This is a genomic window from Variovorax sp. MPBD4-3 (assembly GCF_058809745.1).
The window spans coordinates 1-17,566 of record NZ_JBXASW010000091.1 but is presented as its reverse complement, the minus strand read 5'-3'; the positions used below and the strand labels follow the sequence as shown (position 1 = coordinate 17,566).

At 66.5% G+C, this 17,566-nt stretch carries 17 protein-coding genes and 1 rRNA gene; 5 read left to right on the top strand and 13 right to left on the bottom strand.

Going from position 1 to position 17,566, the window contains the following annotated elements:
• Positions 1 to 104: 104 nt before the first annotated feature.
• Positions 105 to 217: ribosomal RNA gene (gene rrf / locus AC1RVW_RS29220) — 5S ribosomal RNA — on the top strand.
• Positions 218 to 295: 78 nt separating this feature from the next.
• Here rrf and AC1RVW_RS29215 read toward each other — a convergent pair.
• The 5 genes from AC1RVW_RS29215 to hppD form a co-directional block, all read right to left on the bottom strand.
• Positions 296 to 1,228 carry an MBL fold metallo-hydrolase gene (locus tag AC1RVW_RS29215; RefSeq protein ID WP_493204166.1) on the bottom strand — a complete coding sequence of 311 codons (933 nt, stop codon included), beginning with the start codon at positions 1,226 to 1,228 and terminating at the stop codon, positions 296 to 298.
• A complete protein-coding gene (locus AC1RVW_RS29210) occupies positions 1,229 to 2,920 on the bottom strand; it encodes an AMP-binding protein (RefSeq protein ID WP_493204164.1) in 1,692 nt (563 codons plus the stop codon).
• Between the two features lie 116 nt (positions 2,921 to 3,036).
• Positions 3,037 to 3,915, bottom strand: a complete 879-nt coding sequence (phhA, locus tag AC1RVW_RS29205; RefSeq protein ID WP_493204162.1) for a phenylalanine 4-monooxygenase — start codon at positions 3,913 to 3,915, stop codon at positions 3,037 to 3,039.
• Between the two features lie 25 nt (positions 3,916 to 3,940).
• Positions 3,941 to 4,741, bottom strand: a complete 801-nt coding sequence (locus tag AC1RVW_RS29200) for a transporter substrate-binding domain-containing protein (protein ID WP_493204160.1) — start codon at positions 4,739 to 4,741, stop codon at positions 3,941 to 3,943.
• Between the two features lie 29 nt (positions 4,742 to 4,770).
• A complete protein-coding gene (gene hppD / locus AC1RVW_RS29195; RefSeq protein WP_081270162.1) occupies positions 4,771 to 5,898 on the bottom strand; it encodes a 4-hydroxyphenylpyruvate dioxygenase in 1,128 nt (375 codons plus the stop codon).
• 146 nt (positions 5,899 to 6,044) lie between these two features.
• On the opposite strand from hppD, the gene AC1RVW_RS29190 reads away from it, so the two are divergent.
• The 4 genes from AC1RVW_RS29190 (at position 6,045) to lnt (ending at position 9,919) form a co-directional block, all read left to right on the top strand.
• Positions 6,045 to 6,518, top strand: a complete 474-nt coding sequence (locus tag AC1RVW_RS29190) for an Lrp/AsnC family transcriptional regulator (protein WP_081270170.1) — start codon at positions 6,045 to 6,047, stop codon at positions 6,516 to 6,518.
• A 116-nt stretch (positions 6,519 to 6,634) separates the two neighbouring features.
• Complete coding sequence (locus AC1RVW_RS29185; RefSeq protein WP_081270161.1) at positions 6,635 to 7,363, top strand: GNAT family N-acetyltransferase; 729 nt, start codon at positions 6,635 to 6,637, stop codon at positions 7,361 to 7,363.
• A gap of 100 nt (positions 7,364 to 7,463) precedes the next feature.
• Positions 7,464 to 8,342, top strand: coding sequence for a CorC family transporter (locus AC1RVW_RS29180; protein WP_106936684.1), 879 nt, complete (start codon positions 7,464 to 7,466; stop codon positions 8,340 to 8,342).
• Positions 8,342 to 9,919 carry an apolipoprotein N-acyltransferase gene (lnt, locus tag AC1RVW_RS29175; RefSeq protein ID WP_493204156.1) on the top strand — a complete coding sequence of 526 codons (1,578 nt, stop codon included), beginning with the start codon at positions 8,342 to 8,344 and terminating at the stop codon, positions 9,917 to 9,919. The genes AC1RVW_RS29180 and lnt overlap by 1 nt, the downstream gene beginning before the upstream one ends.
• Before the next feature lie 5 nt (positions 9,920 to 9,924).
• Here lnt and AC1RVW_RS29170 read toward each other — a convergent pair whose 3' ends face one another.
• From AC1RVW_RS29170 to AC1RVW_RS29135, 8 genes are all read right to left on the bottom strand, one after another.
• A complete protein-coding gene (locus tag AC1RVW_RS29170; protein WP_493204154.1) occupies positions 9,925 to 11,301 on the bottom strand; it encodes an FAD-binding oxidoreductase in 1,377 nt (458 codons plus the stop codon).
• Positions 11,302 to 11,309: 8 nt separating this feature from the next.
• Positions 11,310 to 12,116: an ABC transporter permease gene (locus AC1RVW_RS29165; protein WP_081270158.1), complete on the bottom strand. Its 807-nt coding sequence runs from the start codon at positions 12,114 to 12,116 to the stop codon at positions 11,310 to 11,312.
• Positions 12,113 to 12,949, bottom strand: coding sequence for an ABC transporter ATP-binding protein (locus AC1RVW_RS29160; RefSeq protein ID WP_081270157.1), 837 nt, complete (start codon positions 12,947 to 12,949; stop codon positions 12,113 to 12,115). The genes AC1RVW_RS29165 and AC1RVW_RS29160 overlap by 4 nt, the downstream gene beginning before the upstream one ends.
• A 19-nt stretch (positions 12,950 to 12,968) precedes the next feature.
• Complete coding sequence (locus tag AC1RVW_RS29155; protein WP_285414269.1) at positions 12,969 to 13,952, bottom strand: ABC transporter substrate-binding protein; 984 nt, start codon at positions 13,950 to 13,952, stop codon at positions 12,969 to 12,971.
• A 75-nt stretch (positions 13,953 to 14,027) separates the two neighbouring features.
• A complete protein-coding gene (locus tag AC1RVW_RS29150) occupies positions 14,028 to 14,891 on the bottom strand; it encodes a creatininase family protein (protein WP_285414268.1) in 864 nt (287 codons plus the stop codon).
• A gap of 17 nt (positions 14,892 to 14,908) precedes the next feature.
• Positions 14,909 to 16,183 (bottom strand): amidohydrolase family protein, encoded by a 1,275-nt coding sequence (locus AC1RVW_RS29145; protein ID WP_493204151.1) that lies wholly within the window; start codon positions 16,181 to 16,183, stop codon positions 14,909 to 14,911.
• Complete coding sequence (locus tag AC1RVW_RS29140) at positions 16,180 to 16,767, bottom strand: NAD(P)H-dependent oxidoreductase (RefSeq protein ID WP_493204149.1); 588 nt, start codon at positions 16,765 to 16,767, stop codon at positions 16,180 to 16,182. The genes AC1RVW_RS29145 and AC1RVW_RS29140 overlap by 4 nt, the downstream gene beginning before the upstream one ends.
• A 157-nt stretch (positions 16,768 to 16,924) precedes the next feature.
• Positions 16,925 to 17,566: TetR family transcriptional regulator C-terminal domain-containing protein (locus tag AC1RVW_RS29135; RefSeq protein ID WP_493204147.1), on the bottom strand; the 642-nt coding region annotated here is incomplete at its 5' end.

The window sequence follows — 17,566 nt, the reverse complement described above, 5'->3', positions numbered from 1 at the left end:
GTGTTATGCCAAGTTGACGCATTCAAAACAATTCGCCAAAAGCTGATTCCAAACTCTATGAATTCGTCCGGTTGATCTCCCGATCAACCAGGCAACCCTTTATGCCTGATGACCATAGCGAGTTGGTACCACTCCTTCCCATCCCGAACAGGACAGTGAAACGACTCAGCGCCGATGATAGTGCGGGTTCCCGTGTGAAAGTAGGTCATCGTCAGGCTCTTACAGCCCAGAAAACCCCAGTCAGAAATGACTGGGGTTTTTTGCTTTGGGGGAGCAGACAAATACGCCCCATCTTTCAAAGATTGCGAATCGCGATCTGGTCTTTCTCCGCAGCTCCTGCTGCAAACAATTCCTGCAAGATATCAGCGGTAAGTTGATCGAATTCAACGCCTCCAAAGAACCGGACGTGAATCATGGCCAAGTACGGCGTACTGTGCAGCCACAGCCGCCATTCCTCGAGAGCCACAACCTGCATTTCCAGCAGCTTGAATTTCATCAGCACCTTGATCGCATGCCGCGCGTGCTTGACCGGATCGCGCTGCAATCCGTCGAGGCGCTTGCGTGCGACAGAAAGAGCTTTGCTGACGTCGTCGAAGACCCCACCGTGTCCTGGAACCACCCGCAAAGGCTGAAGCGATTCGATCAAGTCCAGCGTTGCCGCCATGTCCCCGAATGAAGGCTCGCCAGCAAGCTCAGGAAAAGCAATCCCGAATCCGTGTTCCCACAGCGCATCCGCGGAGATCAGCGTTCGCGATGCTGCATCGAACAAGATGATCGAGTGCGGATCGTGCCCAGGTGCCGCATGAACCTGCCACGGCCTGTCACCCAGCATGCACTCGGTGTCCGGTTGCAATAGTCCCGCGAAGCCGAACCGCGGGCAAGTCTGTCCCGTCGCCAAAAAACTCAGGCCGCTTTCGTCCCAACGCTCCACCAGCGCCGCCTCGCCAGGCGGTATCTCGATGCGAACCGATGGATAGCGTTCCTCCAGCGCCGAGTTGCCTCCGCAATGATCGCTATGCAGATGCGTATTCAGGATGCGATCAAGCGCCCGATCTCCAAGCACCGACTCGACCAGTGCCACCGTCTGCTCCGCATGCGTCGCATATCCGGTGTCGACCACTGCTGTCTCGTGGACGCCCAGGAACAAGATGTTGTTCGAAGAAAGCCATCCCCGCTCGAGCACGATTACGTTCGCCGGAAGACCGGCGCTTGCCGACGATTGGCTCATTCAGGCGCCCGCGCTGGCGCGAAGCTCCCGCCGCAGGATCTTGCCCACATTCGTCTTCGGCAGCGACTCCCGAAACTCGATGTGCTTGGGCCGCTTGTAGCCGGTGAGCTGCGAGTGGCAATACTGGAGCACCGCGTCCTCGGTCAATGCCGGGTCCCTTCGCACCACGAATACCTTGATCGCCTCTCCCTGCTTCTCGTCGGGTACACCCACAGCCGCGCATTCGACGACCCCGGGGCAGAGCGAAATCACATTTTCCAGCTCGTTCGGAAACACGTTGAAGCCGCTCACCAGGATCATGTCTTTCTTGCGATCGACGATCCGGCTGTAGCCATCTTCCTGCATTACCGCGATATCTCCGGTCCGCATGAAGCCATCTGCCGTGAACGCCGCTGCGGTCTCGGCGGGCTGGTTGTAGTAGCCCACCATCACGTTGGGGCCCTTGATGCAGAGTTCGCCGGACTGCCCCACGGGTAGTGAATTGCCTTCGTCGTCCTTGATCGCGATCTCGATACTCGGCAGCGGCAGCCCGATCGTCCCCGTGAACTCGGTGTTCGACACGGGGTTGTTCGTCCCGATCGCGCAGGTCTCGCTCATTCCCCAGCCCTCGATCATCGGGCAGCCGGTGACCTCAAACCACTTGCGTGCCGTTCCTTCAGAGGCCGCCATGCCTCCCGCCTGCGAAACGAACAGCGTCGAGAAATCGAGCGTCTTGAATTCCGGATGCATCAACAGCGCATTGAACAGCGTGTTCACCGCGGGCAGCATGTGGAAGGGCCGCTTCTTCAGCACCGCAATGAACTTGTTGAAGTCGCGCGGGTTAGGGATCAGCGTCATGTGAGAGCCCTGCCGGATCGCCAGCAGGCACAGCGTCAGCGCGAAGATGTGATACAGCGGCAGGGCCGCGATGCTGTTGACCTTCGACAGGTCGCCGGCACGTTCGAGTGCCGGCGTGAACCAGGCTTCGGCCTGCAGTGTCGCGGCGACGATGTTGCGATGCGTCAGCACCGCGCCCTTCGACAAACCCGTCGTTCCGCCCGTGTACTGCAGGAATGCCATGGAGTCGAGCGTGCTGCGGTCGGGTCCCAGCGTGCGGCCGCGTCCCTCGGTGATCGCCTGCGTGAAAGGCGTGACCGAGCGCTCGTCGCTCAGGGGCAGCTTGTAGGCCGGCACGATCTTCGCCAGATGCCGCACCGCGATCGTGATCCACGCGCCGTACAGGCCGCCCAGCAGGTCGCCCATCGACGTCACGACCACATGCTTCACGGGCGTGCGCTCGATCACCTTTTCAAGCGTCGACGCGAAGTTCTCGAGAATGACGATGGCCGTCGCGCCCGAATCCTTCAGCTGATGCTCCAGCTCGCGCGCCGTGTACAGCGGATTGACGTTCACGCATGTGTAGCCCGCGCGCAGCACGCCGCACATCGTGACCGCGAATTGCGGAATGTTGGGCAGCATGATCGCCACGCGCGCTCCCGGCTCGAGCCCGCGCGACTGCAGCCACGCGCCGAGCGCCTTCGACAGCGTGTCGAGTTCGCCAAAAGACATCCACCGCTCCATGCAGACCGAGAACGGCCGGTCGGCATAGCGGCCGAAGGCTTCCTCGAACATGTGGGGCAAGGACCGGTACTGCTCGGGATGAATCTCGTGCGGTACGCCGGCAGGATAGTTTTGTCGCGCGGATGTCTGCATGCAAGCTCCTTTGGCGCGGATTGTGGGAGGCAGTGCGCCTCCGCCGCCAGCGGGCTTGTCCTAGGGCACGGGCTTGCGCTGTCGCGCGCGCGATAGCCGCGCGGCGACCGGATGGCTCAGGCCTTGCCCGTCTCGCCTGGCAGCAGCACGCCGGCCTCGATGTCGGTGGCGACCTGGAGCGCTTCGTACAGCGGCGTGAAGTCGGGCGCCGTGAGGTCGAAGAGCTGCGCGAAGCTTTCGATCACGAAGTAGTTGGCCTGGTAGGTGTCGATCTTGTAGCGCGTGCGCATGGCGCGCAGCAGGTCGATCGGCAGCCTGAGCGGCTCTTCGCTGAGCACCGCGTGCTTCAGCTCGCCCACCGAGCTGAGGATGCCGGCGCCGTATGCGCGCAGGCCGTCCGGCTGGCGGATCAGCCCGAACTCCACCGTGTACCAATACAGCCGCGCGAGCTTTTCGCCGGCACCCAGCTCGTGCGCCTTGATGCCGCCTGCGCCGTAGCGCTGCACGTAGTCGGCGAAGGTGGGGTCGAACAGCATCGGCACATGGCCGAACAGGTCGTGGAAAACGTCGGGTTCGACGATGTAGTCGAACTCCTCGGGCTTGCGGATCCAGTCGGTCACCGGAAACTTGCGGTTCGCAAGCAGCGTGAAGAACGGCAGCTCGGGAATCAGCCCCGGCACCGCCACGATCTCCCAGCCGGTTGCGCGATGCAGCCGCTCGTTGAGCTCCTCGAAGCGCGGGATGCGGTCCTTCACGCCCAGCGACGGCAGCGCCTTGATGAAGGCATCGCAGGCCAGCCCCGGCAATTGCGCGGCCTGCCGCTCGTAGAGCCGCTTGTAGGTGTCATGGTCGGCGGCCGTGTAGCTCGCCCAGTCCTGCGGGCAGGTGTAGTCGGCCAGCACGGTGCCGCCGCGCGAGTAGTCGCCGCGCGGCGGGCGGTCCGAGGCGCCATACACGGCGGGGGTGACAACTGCGGCGGCGGCGGGGGAGTCCATGGAAAACGATCTCGGAGAAGAAGAGTTACTTGAGCCAGCGGTCCATCGTGCGCTGGAAGTCGCCGCCGGCCTGCTGCAGGTGCAGCCACTGGTCGACGTACGATTTGAATGCCACGTCGTCGCGCGGCAGCATCCAGGCCATCTCGCCGTACTGCAGCGGCTTGTCGGGATTGATCGCGCACAGGCCCGGCTTGAGCTTCTGCTGCGTGATGGCCTCGGCCGCCTCGGTGACGAACACATCGGCGCGGTTCGCGAGGATCTCGTCGAAGATCGTCACGTTCTCGCCGTGCAGCGTGAGTTTGGCCTGCTTGAAATTGGCGCGGGCGAAGCGTTCGTTGCTGCCGCCCGGATTGAAGATGACACGCACCGACGGCTTGTCGATGTCGGCCACGCTCTGGTACTTGGCCACGTCGGCGCAGCGTGCGATGGGTGTCTTGCCGTTGACCATGTAGGGCGCGCTGAAGAAGGCGCGCTTTTGCCGGTCGGTGGTGACCGAGACGCCACCCACCGCGATGTCGCACTTGCCGGCGGCAAGGTCGGGCAGCAGGTTGGCCCAGGTGGTCTTGATCCACTCCGGCCTTGCGCCGAGGCTGGCGCTGAAGCCCGTCATGAGGTCGACGTCGATGCCCTCGAAAGCCCCGTCGGCCTTCTGGAAGTTGAAGGGCTTGTAGTCGCCCGGCGTGCAGATACGCAGCACGGCGGCCTTTTGCACCGCGTCCAGGTGCGAGCCGGCCATCGGCGCTGCCGCCGGCGGCATGGCGCAGCCTGAAAGAACGGCGGCAGCCGCCGCGATGATGGTCAGGCCGATCGAAAACGTGCTGCGCATGCCGGGCTCCTGGAGCAATGAAGAAGCGCTTATTTTGCGGCGCTCAGCACGCCGCGGCGCATCTGGTCGAGCTCGATGCTCTCGAACAGCGCCTTGAAGTTGCCGTTGCCGAAGCCGTCGTCGCCCTTGCGCTGGATGAACTCGAAGAAGATCGGGCCGAGCTGGTTCTCGCTGAAGATCTGCAGCAGCAGGGCGTCCTTCTTGCCGTCGATCAGGATCTTGCGCTTGTGCAGCTCTTCCACGCTCTCGCCGTGGCCGGGGATGCGCTTGTCGACCAGCTCGTAGTAAGTGTCGATGGTGTCCAGCAGCGTGACGCCGTTGGCGCGCAGCGCGTCGACGGTGGCGTAGAGGTCGTCCGAGCCCATGGCGATGTGCTGGATGCCCTCGCCCTTGTACATGTCCAGGTACTCCTGGATCTGGCCGGCCTGCTCCTTGCCCTCTTCGTTGATCGGGATGCGGATCTTGCCGCAGGGGCTGGTCATGGCCTTGCTCTTCACGCCCGTCACCTGGCCTTCGATGTCGAAGTACTTGATCTCGCGGAAGTTGAAGAGCTTCTCGTAGAAGCCGGCCCAGACGTTCATGCGGCCGCGATACACGTTGTGCGTCAGGTGGTCGATGTAGGTCAGGCCGTTGCCGAACGGCGAGAGCGCCTGCTCGGGCGCGACGCCGGGGAGCGCCTCGAAGTCGACGTCGTAGAAGCCGATGTTGCCGATGTCGCCGGGCTTCGCGCCGTTCTTGCCGGGCCAGCGGTCCACCAGGTAGATCAGGCTGTCGCCGATGCCCTTGATGGCGGGGATGTTCAGCTCGCCTGGGCCGGCCTTGTCGGCAAAGCCCCAGGCGCCGAGTGCGGTGGCGCGTTCGTAGGCTTGCTTGGCGTCCTGCACGCGGAAGGCGATGGCGCACACGCTCGGGCCGTGCTCGCGCGCGAACTTCTGCGCAAACGAGTCGGGCTCGGCGTTCAGGATGAAATTGATGGTGCCCTGGCGATACAGCAGCACATTCTTGTGGCGGTGCTTGGCCACGGCCTTGAAGCCCATGCGCTCGAACACCTTGCCCATGGCGACCGGATCGGGTGCCGCGTACTCGATGAATTCGAAGCCATCGGTGCCCATGGGGTTCTCCCAGGGGGTGAAGGCGGGTGCGTCGGCTTGGCTCATGCGTGGTCTCCGGAAAGGTGTGGGGTATTCAATGAAAAGGCGCGAAATCGGCCAGTCATGCAATGTAGGGTGGATGGCTCTCAGGTTTTCTGCGTTTCCGGGCGCTTGCGATGGCCTTCGCGCAGTAAAACTGCAAGAATATGGAAATGGAAGCACTGGACAAGATTGACAGGCTCATTCTGCGCACGCTGCAAGCAGACGGGCGCGCAACTTACGATCAACTCGCGGAGCAGGTGAGCCTGTCGCCCAGCGCCGTGCTGCGGCGGGTCAAGCGGCTGGAGGAAAGCCGGGTCATCGATCGCTATGTCGCCCTAGTGCAGCCGGAAGCCATCGGCCTGGGGCTGACCGCCTACCTCAACGTACGGCTCGAAAAACACACCGAGACGCACAAGCGCAACCCCATGGACCTGTTTCGCGCCAGCGTCCAGACCTGGCCCGAGGTGGTCGAGTGCGCCGCGCTCACCGGCGACATGGACTACCTGCTGCGCGTAGTGGTGGCCGACATGGCCCACTACAGCCGTTTCATCATGGACACGCTGCTCAAGCACCCCAGTGTCGAAGACTGCAAGACCAGCTTCGTGCTGGATCGCGTCAAGGCCACGACGGCCGTTCCCGTCTGACGACCCAGGCAGGCGGGTTGCTCGGGCGCCACGCGATTCGGCACTGATTCACGGACCGTGTCCCGCAATTGACCCTGGCGGCTTGATGATTAAGGGAAAACCCTTACATTTGAGCCATGCTCACCGCCAAGACCCTTCTCAAGGCGTCTCTCGGCCTTGGCTCTTTCCTGAAAGCGCCGATGGTTGAGGCGCAACCACGCGCTGCCAGCGCGCCTCAACCCGTGATGGTGCCGATCCGCTCGATCGGTCCCCGCGAACGCGAGCGCATCGCGCGCCACCTGCTCGAACTCTCCCCGCACGACCGCTACCTGCGCTTCGGCTACGCGGCGGCCGACGAGCAGGTCCAGCGCTACGTCGACAGCCTCGATTTCGAGCGCGACGAACTCTTCGGCATCTACAACCGCCGCCTAGACCTCATTGCGATGGCGCACCTGGCCTTCGCCCCCGGCGACCAGCACAGCGATTGCGCCGAATTCGGCGTGTCGGTCTCGGCGCATGCGCGCGGCCGGGGCTATGGCGCCCGCTTGTTCGAGCGTGCCGTGGTCGTGGCCCGCAACGAAGGCGTGGGCATGCTCTTCATCCATGCGCTGAGCGAGAACGCCGCCATGCTGAAGATCGCCCGCAACGCCGGCGCCACCGTGGTGCGCAGCGGCTCCGAGGCCGAGGCCCACCTGGAGCTGCCCAGCGCCACCTTCGACAGCCGCATGAGCGAGATCGCGCTCGAGCACTACGCCGCCGTCGACTTCGCCCTCAAGAGCCGCGCCAAGCAGTTCTGGGCCTTCCTGGCCGGCCTGCAGGAAATGCGCAGCGGCATGCGCGAAGCCCGCAAGAAATCCGCCCCCTGAGCTCGTCCGGCGGTTCCCGTACGGCCTATGCCGGCCGTACGGTGGAGCGTGTCACACGCAATCCGGTATCCTTGCCCTTCCTCAACTCCGCCCTCCCGCAGTGGCCGAACCTCACCCTGAACGCGCTCCCGTAGAACGGGAAGACAAGCGCGGCTTTCTCCAGAAGCTCGCCGAATTCATCCACCCCGGTCCCGACTCGCGCGACGAGCTGATCGAAACCCTAGCGGACGCCGAGGACAACGAGGTGATCGGCGCAGAGTCGCGCGTGATGCTCGAGGGCGTGCTGCGCATGGCCGACATGACGGCCGGCGACGTGATGGTCGCGGCGCCGCGCATGGACGTCATCAACATCGACGCCCCGTTCGACGCGCTGCTGCATCTCATCATCGACACCGCGCACTCGCGCTTCCCGGTGTACGAGGGCGAAAAAGAAAACATCATCGGCATCCTGCTCGCGAAGGACCTGCTCAAGCTGCAGCGCGCGCCGGGCCTGAACATCCGCGCGCTGCTGCGGCCGGCGACCTTCGTGCCCGAGAGCAAGGGCCTGAACGACCTGCTGCGCGAGTTCCGCGGCAACCGCAACCACCTGGCCATCGTCATCGACGAATTCGGCCGCGTGGCCGGCCTCATCACCATCGAGGACGTGCTCGAGCAGATCGTCGGCGAGATCGAGGACGAGTTCGACATCGCCGAGGACGAAGGCGACATCTTCGGCCTGGCCGACCACACCTACCGCGTCTCCGGCGACACGCCCATCGAGCGCGTGGCCGAGGCATTCGGCATCGTCTTCAACGAAGAGCAGCTCAGCGAAGACTTCGACACCATCGGCGGGCTGATCGCGCACGAGATGGGCCACGTGCCCAAGCGCGGCGAGCACCACGCGATGGGCGGCTTCGACTTCGTGGTGCTGCACACCAAGGGCGGCGCTGTGCGCTGGTTCAAGGTGTCTCCGGCCCGCGGCAGCGACGCGGCCGACTGATGGCGCGCGCGCCGGCTTCCCCGCTCGCCAACCTGTTCCGCCTGCTCGGCTTCGGTGCGGCCGGCCTCGCCCAGGCGCTTTCGATGGCCTCGCCCGCTGGCGGCAAGCCGCTGTGGTGGCTGCAGCTGCTGTCGCTCGGCGCGCTGGTCTGGCTGCTCGACGGCCTGCGCGCGCAGGGAGCGGGCTGGCGCCGCGCCGGCCTGCACGGCTGGCTGTTCTCCACCGCGTGGCTCACCGGCAGCTTCTGGTGGCTCTTCATTTCGATGCACACCTACGGAGGCCTGCCCGCGCCGCTGGCGGCCATTGCCGTGCTGGCCCTGGCCGCCGCGCTGGGGCTCTACTACGCCGCGGCAGCGGCATGGTTCGTGGTGCGCGGCCCGAAAGGGCGTGTGACGGGCGCGCTGGTGTTCGCGGCGCTCTGGACGCTCGCCGAACTCGTGCGCGGCAGCTGGTTCACCGGCTTTCCATGGGGCGCCGGCGGCTATGCGCACGTCGAGGGGCCGTTCGCGGCGCTCGCGCCGTGGGTGGGCGTCTACGGCATCGGGGCGGCGGCTGCGCTGGTGGCTGCGCTGGTCGCATTGCATCGCCCGGTTCGCATGGCCGACGCGGTGCCGGGCGTGGTGCTCCTCGCGTTGGTGTTCGCCGTGCCGCATCTCGTTCCGCCGCTTCGCGACGACGTGCGGGGCGCGGGCGGCGCGACCGGCAGCCTGAACGTCGCGCTCCTGCAGGGCAACATCCCGCAGGACGAGAAATTCATTCCGGGCGGCGGCATCGAGACCGCATTGCGCTGGTACGGCGAGCAACTGCGCGATGCCAAGGCCTCGCTCGTCGTCACTCCCGAGACCGCCTTGCCGCTGCTGCCGCAGCAACTGCCGCCCGGCTACCTCGACGCCATCCGGGCGCGCTACAGCCAGGGCAGCCAGGCGGCCATCGTCGGCTTGCCCATGACGGGGCTCGGCGGCCCGGGCACCTACAGCAACTCGGTGCTGGGCTTCCAGCCCGGCGCCTCGCAGGTCTACCAGTACAGCAAGCACCACCTGGTGCCGTTCGGCGAATTCATTCCCACGGGCTTTCGCTGGTTCATACAGATGATGAACATTCCGCTCGGCGACTTCGCGCGCGGAGGCCTCGCACAGGCGCCCTTCGTCTGGCAGGGCCAGCGCATCGCGCCGAACATCTGCTACGAAGACTTGTTCGGCGACGAGATCGGCGCGAACTTCCGCGACGAGGCCAGCGCCCCGACCATCCTGCTCAACGTGAGCAATATCGCGTGGTTCGGCGACTCGGTGGCAATCGACGAGCACCTGTCCATCTCGCGCATGCGCGCGCTCGAATTCGCGCGGCCGATGGTGCGCTCCACCAACACCGGCGCCACCGTGGTGATCGACGCCGAAGGCCGCGTGACGCACGAACTGCCGCGCCTCACGCGCGGCGTGCTCGAAGCCAGCGTCGAAGGCCGGCGCGGCCTCACGCCCTACGCGCGCTGGGTCGCGCCCTTCGGGCTGTGGCCGCTGTGGATCCTGGCGATGGGCATCGTGGCCGCAGCCTTCTTGCTGCGCCGCCGCGGCCGCGATTAGCGGCCTCAGGCGCCCCCCGCGCCCTTCACCGGCCAGTCGCGCAGCTTGCCGGGGTTCAGCAGCCCCATCGGGTCGAAGCGCTTCTTCACCGCGATGACTTCCGGCGGCAGCGGCCCGCCGGCCTTGCCGTCTTCCACGATGTTCACGTGCGGGTTGTTGATGTGCACGTTGTGCTCGCGGTGGATGCGCATGATCTCCTGAAGCCGCTCCTCGGTGCTGAAGCGCACCAGCTGCAGCCCGCTGCAGGTCATGAGGCCCGCCACGTTGCGGATGAACTCCAGGTGCATCATCACCTCGCCGTTCGCGCCCAGCAGCTTTTCCATCTCGATCACCTGCTCCACATGCCTGCCGGGCACGAAGCCGCTCTGCAGGTAGGTCAGCGTCGGATCGATCTTGAGCGCGTGCAGCGTCGTGTGGTTCCAGGTGAACTCCATCAGCGTGCGGTTGCTCTTCTGCACCTCCGCCGCCGTCTTGCTGTAGCCCACGGAGCCGCCGTGTGCTTCGACCAACTGCAGCAGCGCGGGCTCGCTCGATTCGGCCACCAGCGACAGCACCGTATGGCAGCCCTTGGGCAGGTGCGCGGCGAGCTGCGCCAGATGGTCGGAGATGGGGGCGGCGAAAAAGCTCACGCCGCGCTTCACGATGCCCGGCGCGTGCGCGAGCTTGTCGGCAAAGTGCAGTGCGCGCTCGAAGTCGTCGAAGGTCACCAGGGTTTCGAGCCACGGATGCGCAGGCGCCAGGGCGATCTCCAGTTCCAGCACCAGGCCGTTGGTGCCCCACAGGTGGTGCATGCGCATGGCCTCGGCGCCGCGCAGTTCGACCACCTGCGGCTCGGCCTCGATGCTCATCGCGCGGATGCCGATCACGTTGCCCGGCGCGCCCAGCGGCCCGTAGTTGATGGAGCCCACGCCGCCGAAGCCGCCGCCGAACAGGCCGCCCAGCGTGGCGCTGCGGTAGGTGGAGGGCACGCAGCGCATCTCCTGCCCCGTGGGCCTGGTCTGCTTTTCGAGCTCGCCCAGGCGGATGCCGGCCTGCGCGCGCGCCACGCCGGGGCGCACCCACAGGCAGCTGTTGTAGCCCGTCATGTCGAGCACCACGCCGCCGGCCAGCGGCGTGGTCTGGCCGTAGTTGCCGGTGCCGCTGCCGCGGATGGTGATGGGCACGCCGCGGCGCGCGCAGGCACCGACCACGGCGCGGATCTCTTCCTCCGTGCGCGGGCGCACGACCACGTCGGCGCGCTTGTCCTTGAGCTGGCGCACCAGCACAGGACTGAACCAGGAAAAGTCGGAGGACAGCCGCGTGACGCGGCTTTCGTCGGTGATCCAGTCGAGGTCGGGCAGCTCGAGCAGCAGTTGCTCGATGGCGGAAACGGGTGCATTCATGGTCAAGGTCAATCCTGGGAAAGTTCGCTCGCATGCCACGAGCCCAGCGCCACCTTGGTGAGCCAGGCCATCAGCACGAAGAGCGCGACACCGGTGAGGGAAATGAGCAGCAGCGCGGCGAACATGCGCGGGATGTTCAGCTGGAAGCCCGCCTGCAGGATCTGGTAGGCCAGCCCTGCGCCGGAACCGCCCGTGCCCGCGACGAACTCCGCCACCACCGCGCCGATCAGCGCGAGGCCGCTGGAGATCCGCAGGCCGCCGAAGAAGTACGGCAGCGCGCTCGGAATGCGCAGGCGCACCAGCTGCTGCCAGCGCGTCGCGCGGTTGAGCTTGAAGTAGCTCTGCAGGTCGGGGTCGATGCTGCGCAGGCCCAGCGTGGTGTTGCTGATGATCGGGAATAGCGCCACCAGCGCCGCGCACACCGTCATGGCGGCCACCGGGTTCTTCACCCAGATGATGATCAGCGGCGCCACCGCCACGATGGGCGTCACCTGCAGCAACACCGCGTACGGAAAGAGCGCGGTCTCGATGCGCTTGCTCTGCACGAACAGGAACGAGATCAGCACGCCCGCCACCGTGGCCAGCAGGAACGACAGCAGCGTGATCTTGAGCGTGACCAGCAGCGCGTTGCCCAGCGGCGTCCAGTCGGTCACCAGCGTCTGCATCATCAGATAGGGCGAGGGCACGAGGTAGGCCGGCAGCTCCATCGCCACCACCATCCACTGCCACAGCGCCACCAGCACCACGCCGATCAGCACCGGGTACAGCACGCGCTGCACGCGCGGCTGGCTCATCAGGGGAATGTTCTTCTTCATCGCGCGTGCTCCTCGTCGGTGCTGCTGGCGCGCAGCAGGCTGTCCTGCAGCTGCTTGGCGTGGCGTGCGAATTCGGGCGTCACCATGAAGTCGGCGCTGCGCGGGTACGGTTCGTCGATGTGGAACTGCTCGACCACGCGGCCCGGACGCGCGGCCATCATCACCACGCGGCTCGACAGGAACACGGCTTCGTGGATCGAGTGCGTCACGAAGATCACGGTGAGCTTCTTCTTGCGCCACAGCTCGAGCAGGTCGGCGTCGAGCTTGTGGCGCGTGATCTCGTCGAGCGCGCCGAAGGGCTCGTCCATCAGCAGCAGGTCGGGCTGCGTGACGAGGCCGCGCGCGATCGACACGCGCATCTGCATGCCGCCCGAGAGCGCACGCGGCAGCGCGTCGGCGAACTTCTCCAGCCCGACCAGCGCGAGCGACTCCATCACCCGCGCGTCGGCCTCCTTGCGCGGCACGCCGGCCAGGTCCAGCGGCAGCCGCACGTTGGTGCGCACGCTGGCCCACGGCATCAGCGTGGGCGACTGGAACACGAACGACATCTTGCGTGCGCTGTCGTGCAACTGGCCCACCGGCTTGCGCCACACCAGCAGCCGCCCGTCGCTGGGCTCGAGCATGCCCGCCACCATCTTCAGCAGCGTGCTCTTGCCGCAGCCCGAGGGTCCGAGCAGCGTGACGAATTCGCCCTCGGCGATCGACAGGTCCACCGGCAGCAGCGCCTGCGTGCCGTTGGGGTAGGTCTTCTCGGCCGAGAGCACTTCGACGGCGGGCACCGAAGGCGAGAGTTCCGGCGGTGGCGCCAGGGTGTGGGGTTCGATGCGGTTCATGCGGCGGGCCTTGGCAAGATCAGGGCAGGACCTTGGCGTCCTTGATGAACTCGGTGCTGTACGTCTTTGCGAGTTCGACCTTGGCCGGGTCGAGCAGCTTCGCGCTCACGAGGAAGTCGTAGCTCGCCTTGGCGCGCGCATCGGTCATCACGCCGATGCCCAGCTTGGACGCGTCGCCGCCGGTGATCATCCCCATTTCCTTGAGCTTGGCGACGCTGTAGGCCAGCTGGTCGTCCGTCATGTTGGGGTTGTCCTTCTTGATCAGCGCGTTGGCGGGCGCCGGATCGGCGAGGTAGCTCTTCCAGCCTTCGGCCGAGGCCTTCACGAAGGCGGCGACCTGCTTGTTGCGGTCCTTCAGCGTCTTTTCCATGCACGACACGGTGGTGGCGTAGGCCGGGAAGCCGTGGTCGCTGAACATCAGCACCGTGCTCTTCACGCCGGCCTTCTGGATGGCATAGGGCTCGGAGGTCAGGTAGCCCTGCTGCGCGGTGTTCTTGTCGGCCACGAAGGGCTGGATGTTGAAGGTGTAGGGGCGCGTCTGCTCGTCGGTGAAGCCGAACTTGGCCTTCAGCCAGGGCCAGTAGCCGCGCTGCGCCTGCGCGCCGATGAGCAGCGTCTTGCCCTTCAGGTCTTCGAACTTCTTCACATCGTCGTGCGCGATCAGCACCTGCGGGTCCTTCTGGAAGAAGGCCGCCACGTTGACCACCGGCACGCCGCCTTCGCGCACCTGCATCATCTGGATGTCGCTCGAGCCCATGATGCAGTCGGCCTGGCCGGCGGCCATCATCTGCGTGATGTTGACCTGCGGGCCGCCCATCTTGATGGTCACGTCCAGGCCGTACTTCTTGTAGATGCCCTGCGCCACGGCCTGGTAGAAGCCGCCGTGCTCGGCCTGCGCGTACCAGTTGGTCATGTAGGTGAACTTGTCCTCGGCCTGCGCGGGCGCGGTGGCGAGGAAGGCGATGGCGGCGGCGCCGGCCAGGGACAGTGCGAAGGAGCGCATGGTGGGGACCTTTCGGAGGCTGGAGAGTTTTCGAGGAAAAAGAATGCGGTGAACGGGCCGATGCAAGAAGCAGGCTCAGGCGGCTTCGAACTGCTGCTGGATGAAGCCCTGCTGGTGCCCGCGCTCCCAGGTGGCTTCCTCGCGCACGACCCAGCGCAGCGCGTGGAGCTCCGTCAGCGCCTGCACCCAGCTGTCGGAGAGCGTTTCGAGAATGGCTTCGCCCTGTTCGCGCGTGGCCGTGGTCGGGTCGCCGATGACGCCGCTCGGGCCGAAGTCGCGCGCGGTCCAGGCGCAGGCCGGGCGGCCGTCGGCCGACAGCAGCTTGATGGGAAAGGGCGGCGGGAAGTTGGCCACGGCGCGCTCCATGTGCACCGTCTCGGGCGCCAGCGCGAGCATCAGCGCGGTCTCGGAATGGCCGGCGTGCATCGCGAGCTTCTTCTCCTGCTCGCTCACCTGCTTGCTGGCCGCGCTCGGCAGGCGCGACACGCCGTGCGGCACCACCACGAAGTCGCCGTGGCGCAGGCGCAGTTCGCGCGCGGCCATCTCCAGCACCTGCGGCTGGCCGCCGTGGCCGTTGGCGAACAGCAGCTTGCGAAAGCCCGCGCGGTACACCGACTCGCCGATCTCGGTCACTGTCGCGAGCAGCGTGGTGCCGGTCAGCGTCATGGTGCCGGGAAAGTGCAAATGCTCCTCCGACTTGCCGTAGGTGATGGGCGGCAGCGCGAAGGCGCGCACATCCGCCGGCAGCTTCTCGAGCGCCTTGCCCATCACGCCCGACGAGATGACGCTGTCGACCGAGCACGGCAGGTGCGGCCCGTGCTGCTCGATGGCGCCGCAGGGCAGCACGATGACGGTGTTCTCGCGGTCGGGCAGCGCGGCGATTTCGGTCCAGCTCAGGTAGGGCAGGAAGCGGTGGGGCGGGATGTAGCCGTGGAGCATGGGAGTCCTTGTGTTCTTTACTTGGTGAAGAAGGGCGTCGCGTCGCCGTGCGTCACCCGGCCGTCGCGAAGCACCACGCGGGTGGCGGTGCGCGACGGCCAGCCGTGGCGGTCGGCCTGCGTGAACAGCACGAGATCGGCCCTGGCGCCGACCAGCGTGGGGCTGGATGCCGCCGGCGCGCGCTGCAGCCAGTCGCCGCGGCACAGCGTCTGCGACCAGCTGTCGAAAGGCTCGTCGAGCTGGGCCACCAGCGCGGCGGTGCCCAGCGCTTCCACCGGGTCGAAGCTGCCGAGCCGGCAGAAGGGGTCTTGCACGTTGTCGCTCGCGAACAGCAGCGGAATGCCGCGCTCGCGCGCTTCCTTCACCAGCGTGATGCCGCGCTGGCGCGGCGTGCGGCCGGTGACGGCGTCCTGCAGCAGCAGGTTGGTGGCGGGCAGCGACACCACGGTGATGGGCGCTCGCGCCACCGCGTCGAGCGTGGCGAAGGCCTGCGCCTCAGGCTGGACGGAGAGCGCGCAGATGTGGCCGCAGACCACGCGGCCTTCGTAGCCGATCTCGCGCAGGATGCGCGCCGTGGTCTGCAGCCCGACCGCTGCGGCGTTGAGCTCTTCGTCCACATGCAGGTCGATGTCGAGGTCGCAGGCCTGCGCCGCGACCAGCAGGTTGCGCAGCGCGTTCTCGCTCCAGTTGGTGGAGTGCACGAAGCCGCCGAGCAGCGCATGCGGCCCGGTGGCCTTCACCTGCTTGGCCAGCCGCATCGCCTGCGCCGCGTCTTCGAACAGCGGCAGCTTGATGAGGCTCACCTGCTCCAGCCGCACCTTGCCGGCCCATTCCTGCGCAAGTTCGGCCATCACCGGCCAGGCCATCGGCAGCGACTCGGGCTCCCACCAGTCGACGTGCGTGCGCACATGCGTGGTGCCGCATTCCCAGGCCCACTGCAGGCCGCGCGAGGCGCGCTCGCGCACGTCGGCGAATGTCCAGTGCACGCGGTCGGCGAGCATCGCGTCGATGGCGCCGAGCAGGCCCGGCCGCACCTCTTTCATGCGCGGCAGCGTGAAGGTCTTGTCGAGGTGCGTGTGCGCGTCGACGAAGCCGGGCAGCGCCAGCCTGCCGGCGGCGTCCCAGCCCGACGAGGCGGGCAGGTCGGCAGCGCGCATCGGCCGCACCGAATGCACGCGGCCCGCCTCGATCTCGATGCGCGCCAGCACCGGCACGCCCTCGTGCAGCGGCCAGTCCGCCGGCAGCAGCCAGCGCGGCAGCCGCAGGTTGTCGATGTGCGCGGGCGCGTTCATGCGAAGCGCGCCATCGCCTGGCCCACGCGCGCCATGAAGCGCTTGAGCTGGGGCTCGGTCGCGACGTTCATGTGGTAGTGGGCGTGGTAGTCCACCTTGGCCTTCTGGCCGGTGAGCCGCTTCATGTAGCGCGTCACGATCTTTCGTGGCGGGTCGCCCATGTACATCGCCATCCAGCGCGGGCGGCCATAGGTGACCACGGCGCTGATGCGCTTGATGTGCGTGAGCATCGGCTTCACGTTGGCCGGGTCGCTGATGTCGAAGGCCACGCCGGGCATGAAGAGCCGGTCGAAGTAGCCCTTGAGCATCGCCGGCAGGCCGAAGCACCACGTGGGGAAGCAGAACACGATGCCCTCGGCCCACTGCAGCCGCTCCACGTAGGGCGCGAGCGGCAGCTGGTTGGACGGCACTTCGTGGTAGCCCAGCCGCTCCTCGCGCGACAGCACCGGGTTGAAGCCCTCGGCATAGAGGTCGCAGTCGTCCACCTCGTGCCCGGCGGCGCGCAGGTTCTTCAGCACCTCCTGGTGCAGGGCGGCATGGAAGCTGGTTTCGACCGGGTGGCAGTAGACGACGAGCACGCGCATGGTGTTTTTGACCGCTTAATCAGAGCAAGTGGTCAGGTTATGCAAGCGACGTGCCAGCGGCTGTGGCCCGGAAAGCGCGGTGGGCACGCCGCTTCTGCACCGAATCCGTGCAACGCGGCGACTTTGGAGGTGCGGGGCGGCCGTGCCGCCCGCCCGGCTACGCCTTGATGCCGCAGCCGCCCAGCACGAACGCCACCAGTTCGCGCGCGATCGGTTCGCGGTCGATCGGTGCGTCGGGCGGCAGGCCGAGCATCACGCGCGTCTGGATCGCGTAGTCGGCGTAGCTCTGGGTCATGGCCCAGATGTGCATCAGCAGGATGCGCGCATCGAGCGGGCGCATCTGCCCGCGCGCGATCCAGCCGTTGATGACGTCGACCTTCTTCTGCGTCCACGCCCGCGCGTTGGGCCAGTAGCGGTCGAGGTTGCGCCCGCCGTCGAGGATCTCGCGCGTGAAGATGCGCGACATCTCGGGGCTGTCGATGGCGTGGTCGAGCTTCTTGCGGATGTAGTCGCCCAGCACCGTGGCCGGGTCGCTCGCGTCCTCGAAGGAAAACACCACCTTCCACGCATGCAGCACCTGCATCAGCAGCTCTTCGTAGAGCTCTTCCTTGCCCGCGATGTAGTAGTGCAGCTGGGGCTTGGTCAGGCCCGCGCGCGCCGCGATGGCCTGGGTCGATGTGCCCTTGAGCCCGTGAAGGCTGAACTCCGCCACCGCTGCCGTGCGGATGGCCGCCATGATGCGCTCGCGGCCCGGGCGCGCGCGCGACAGCGGGCCGTCGGGCGCGGGCATTTCCTTGGC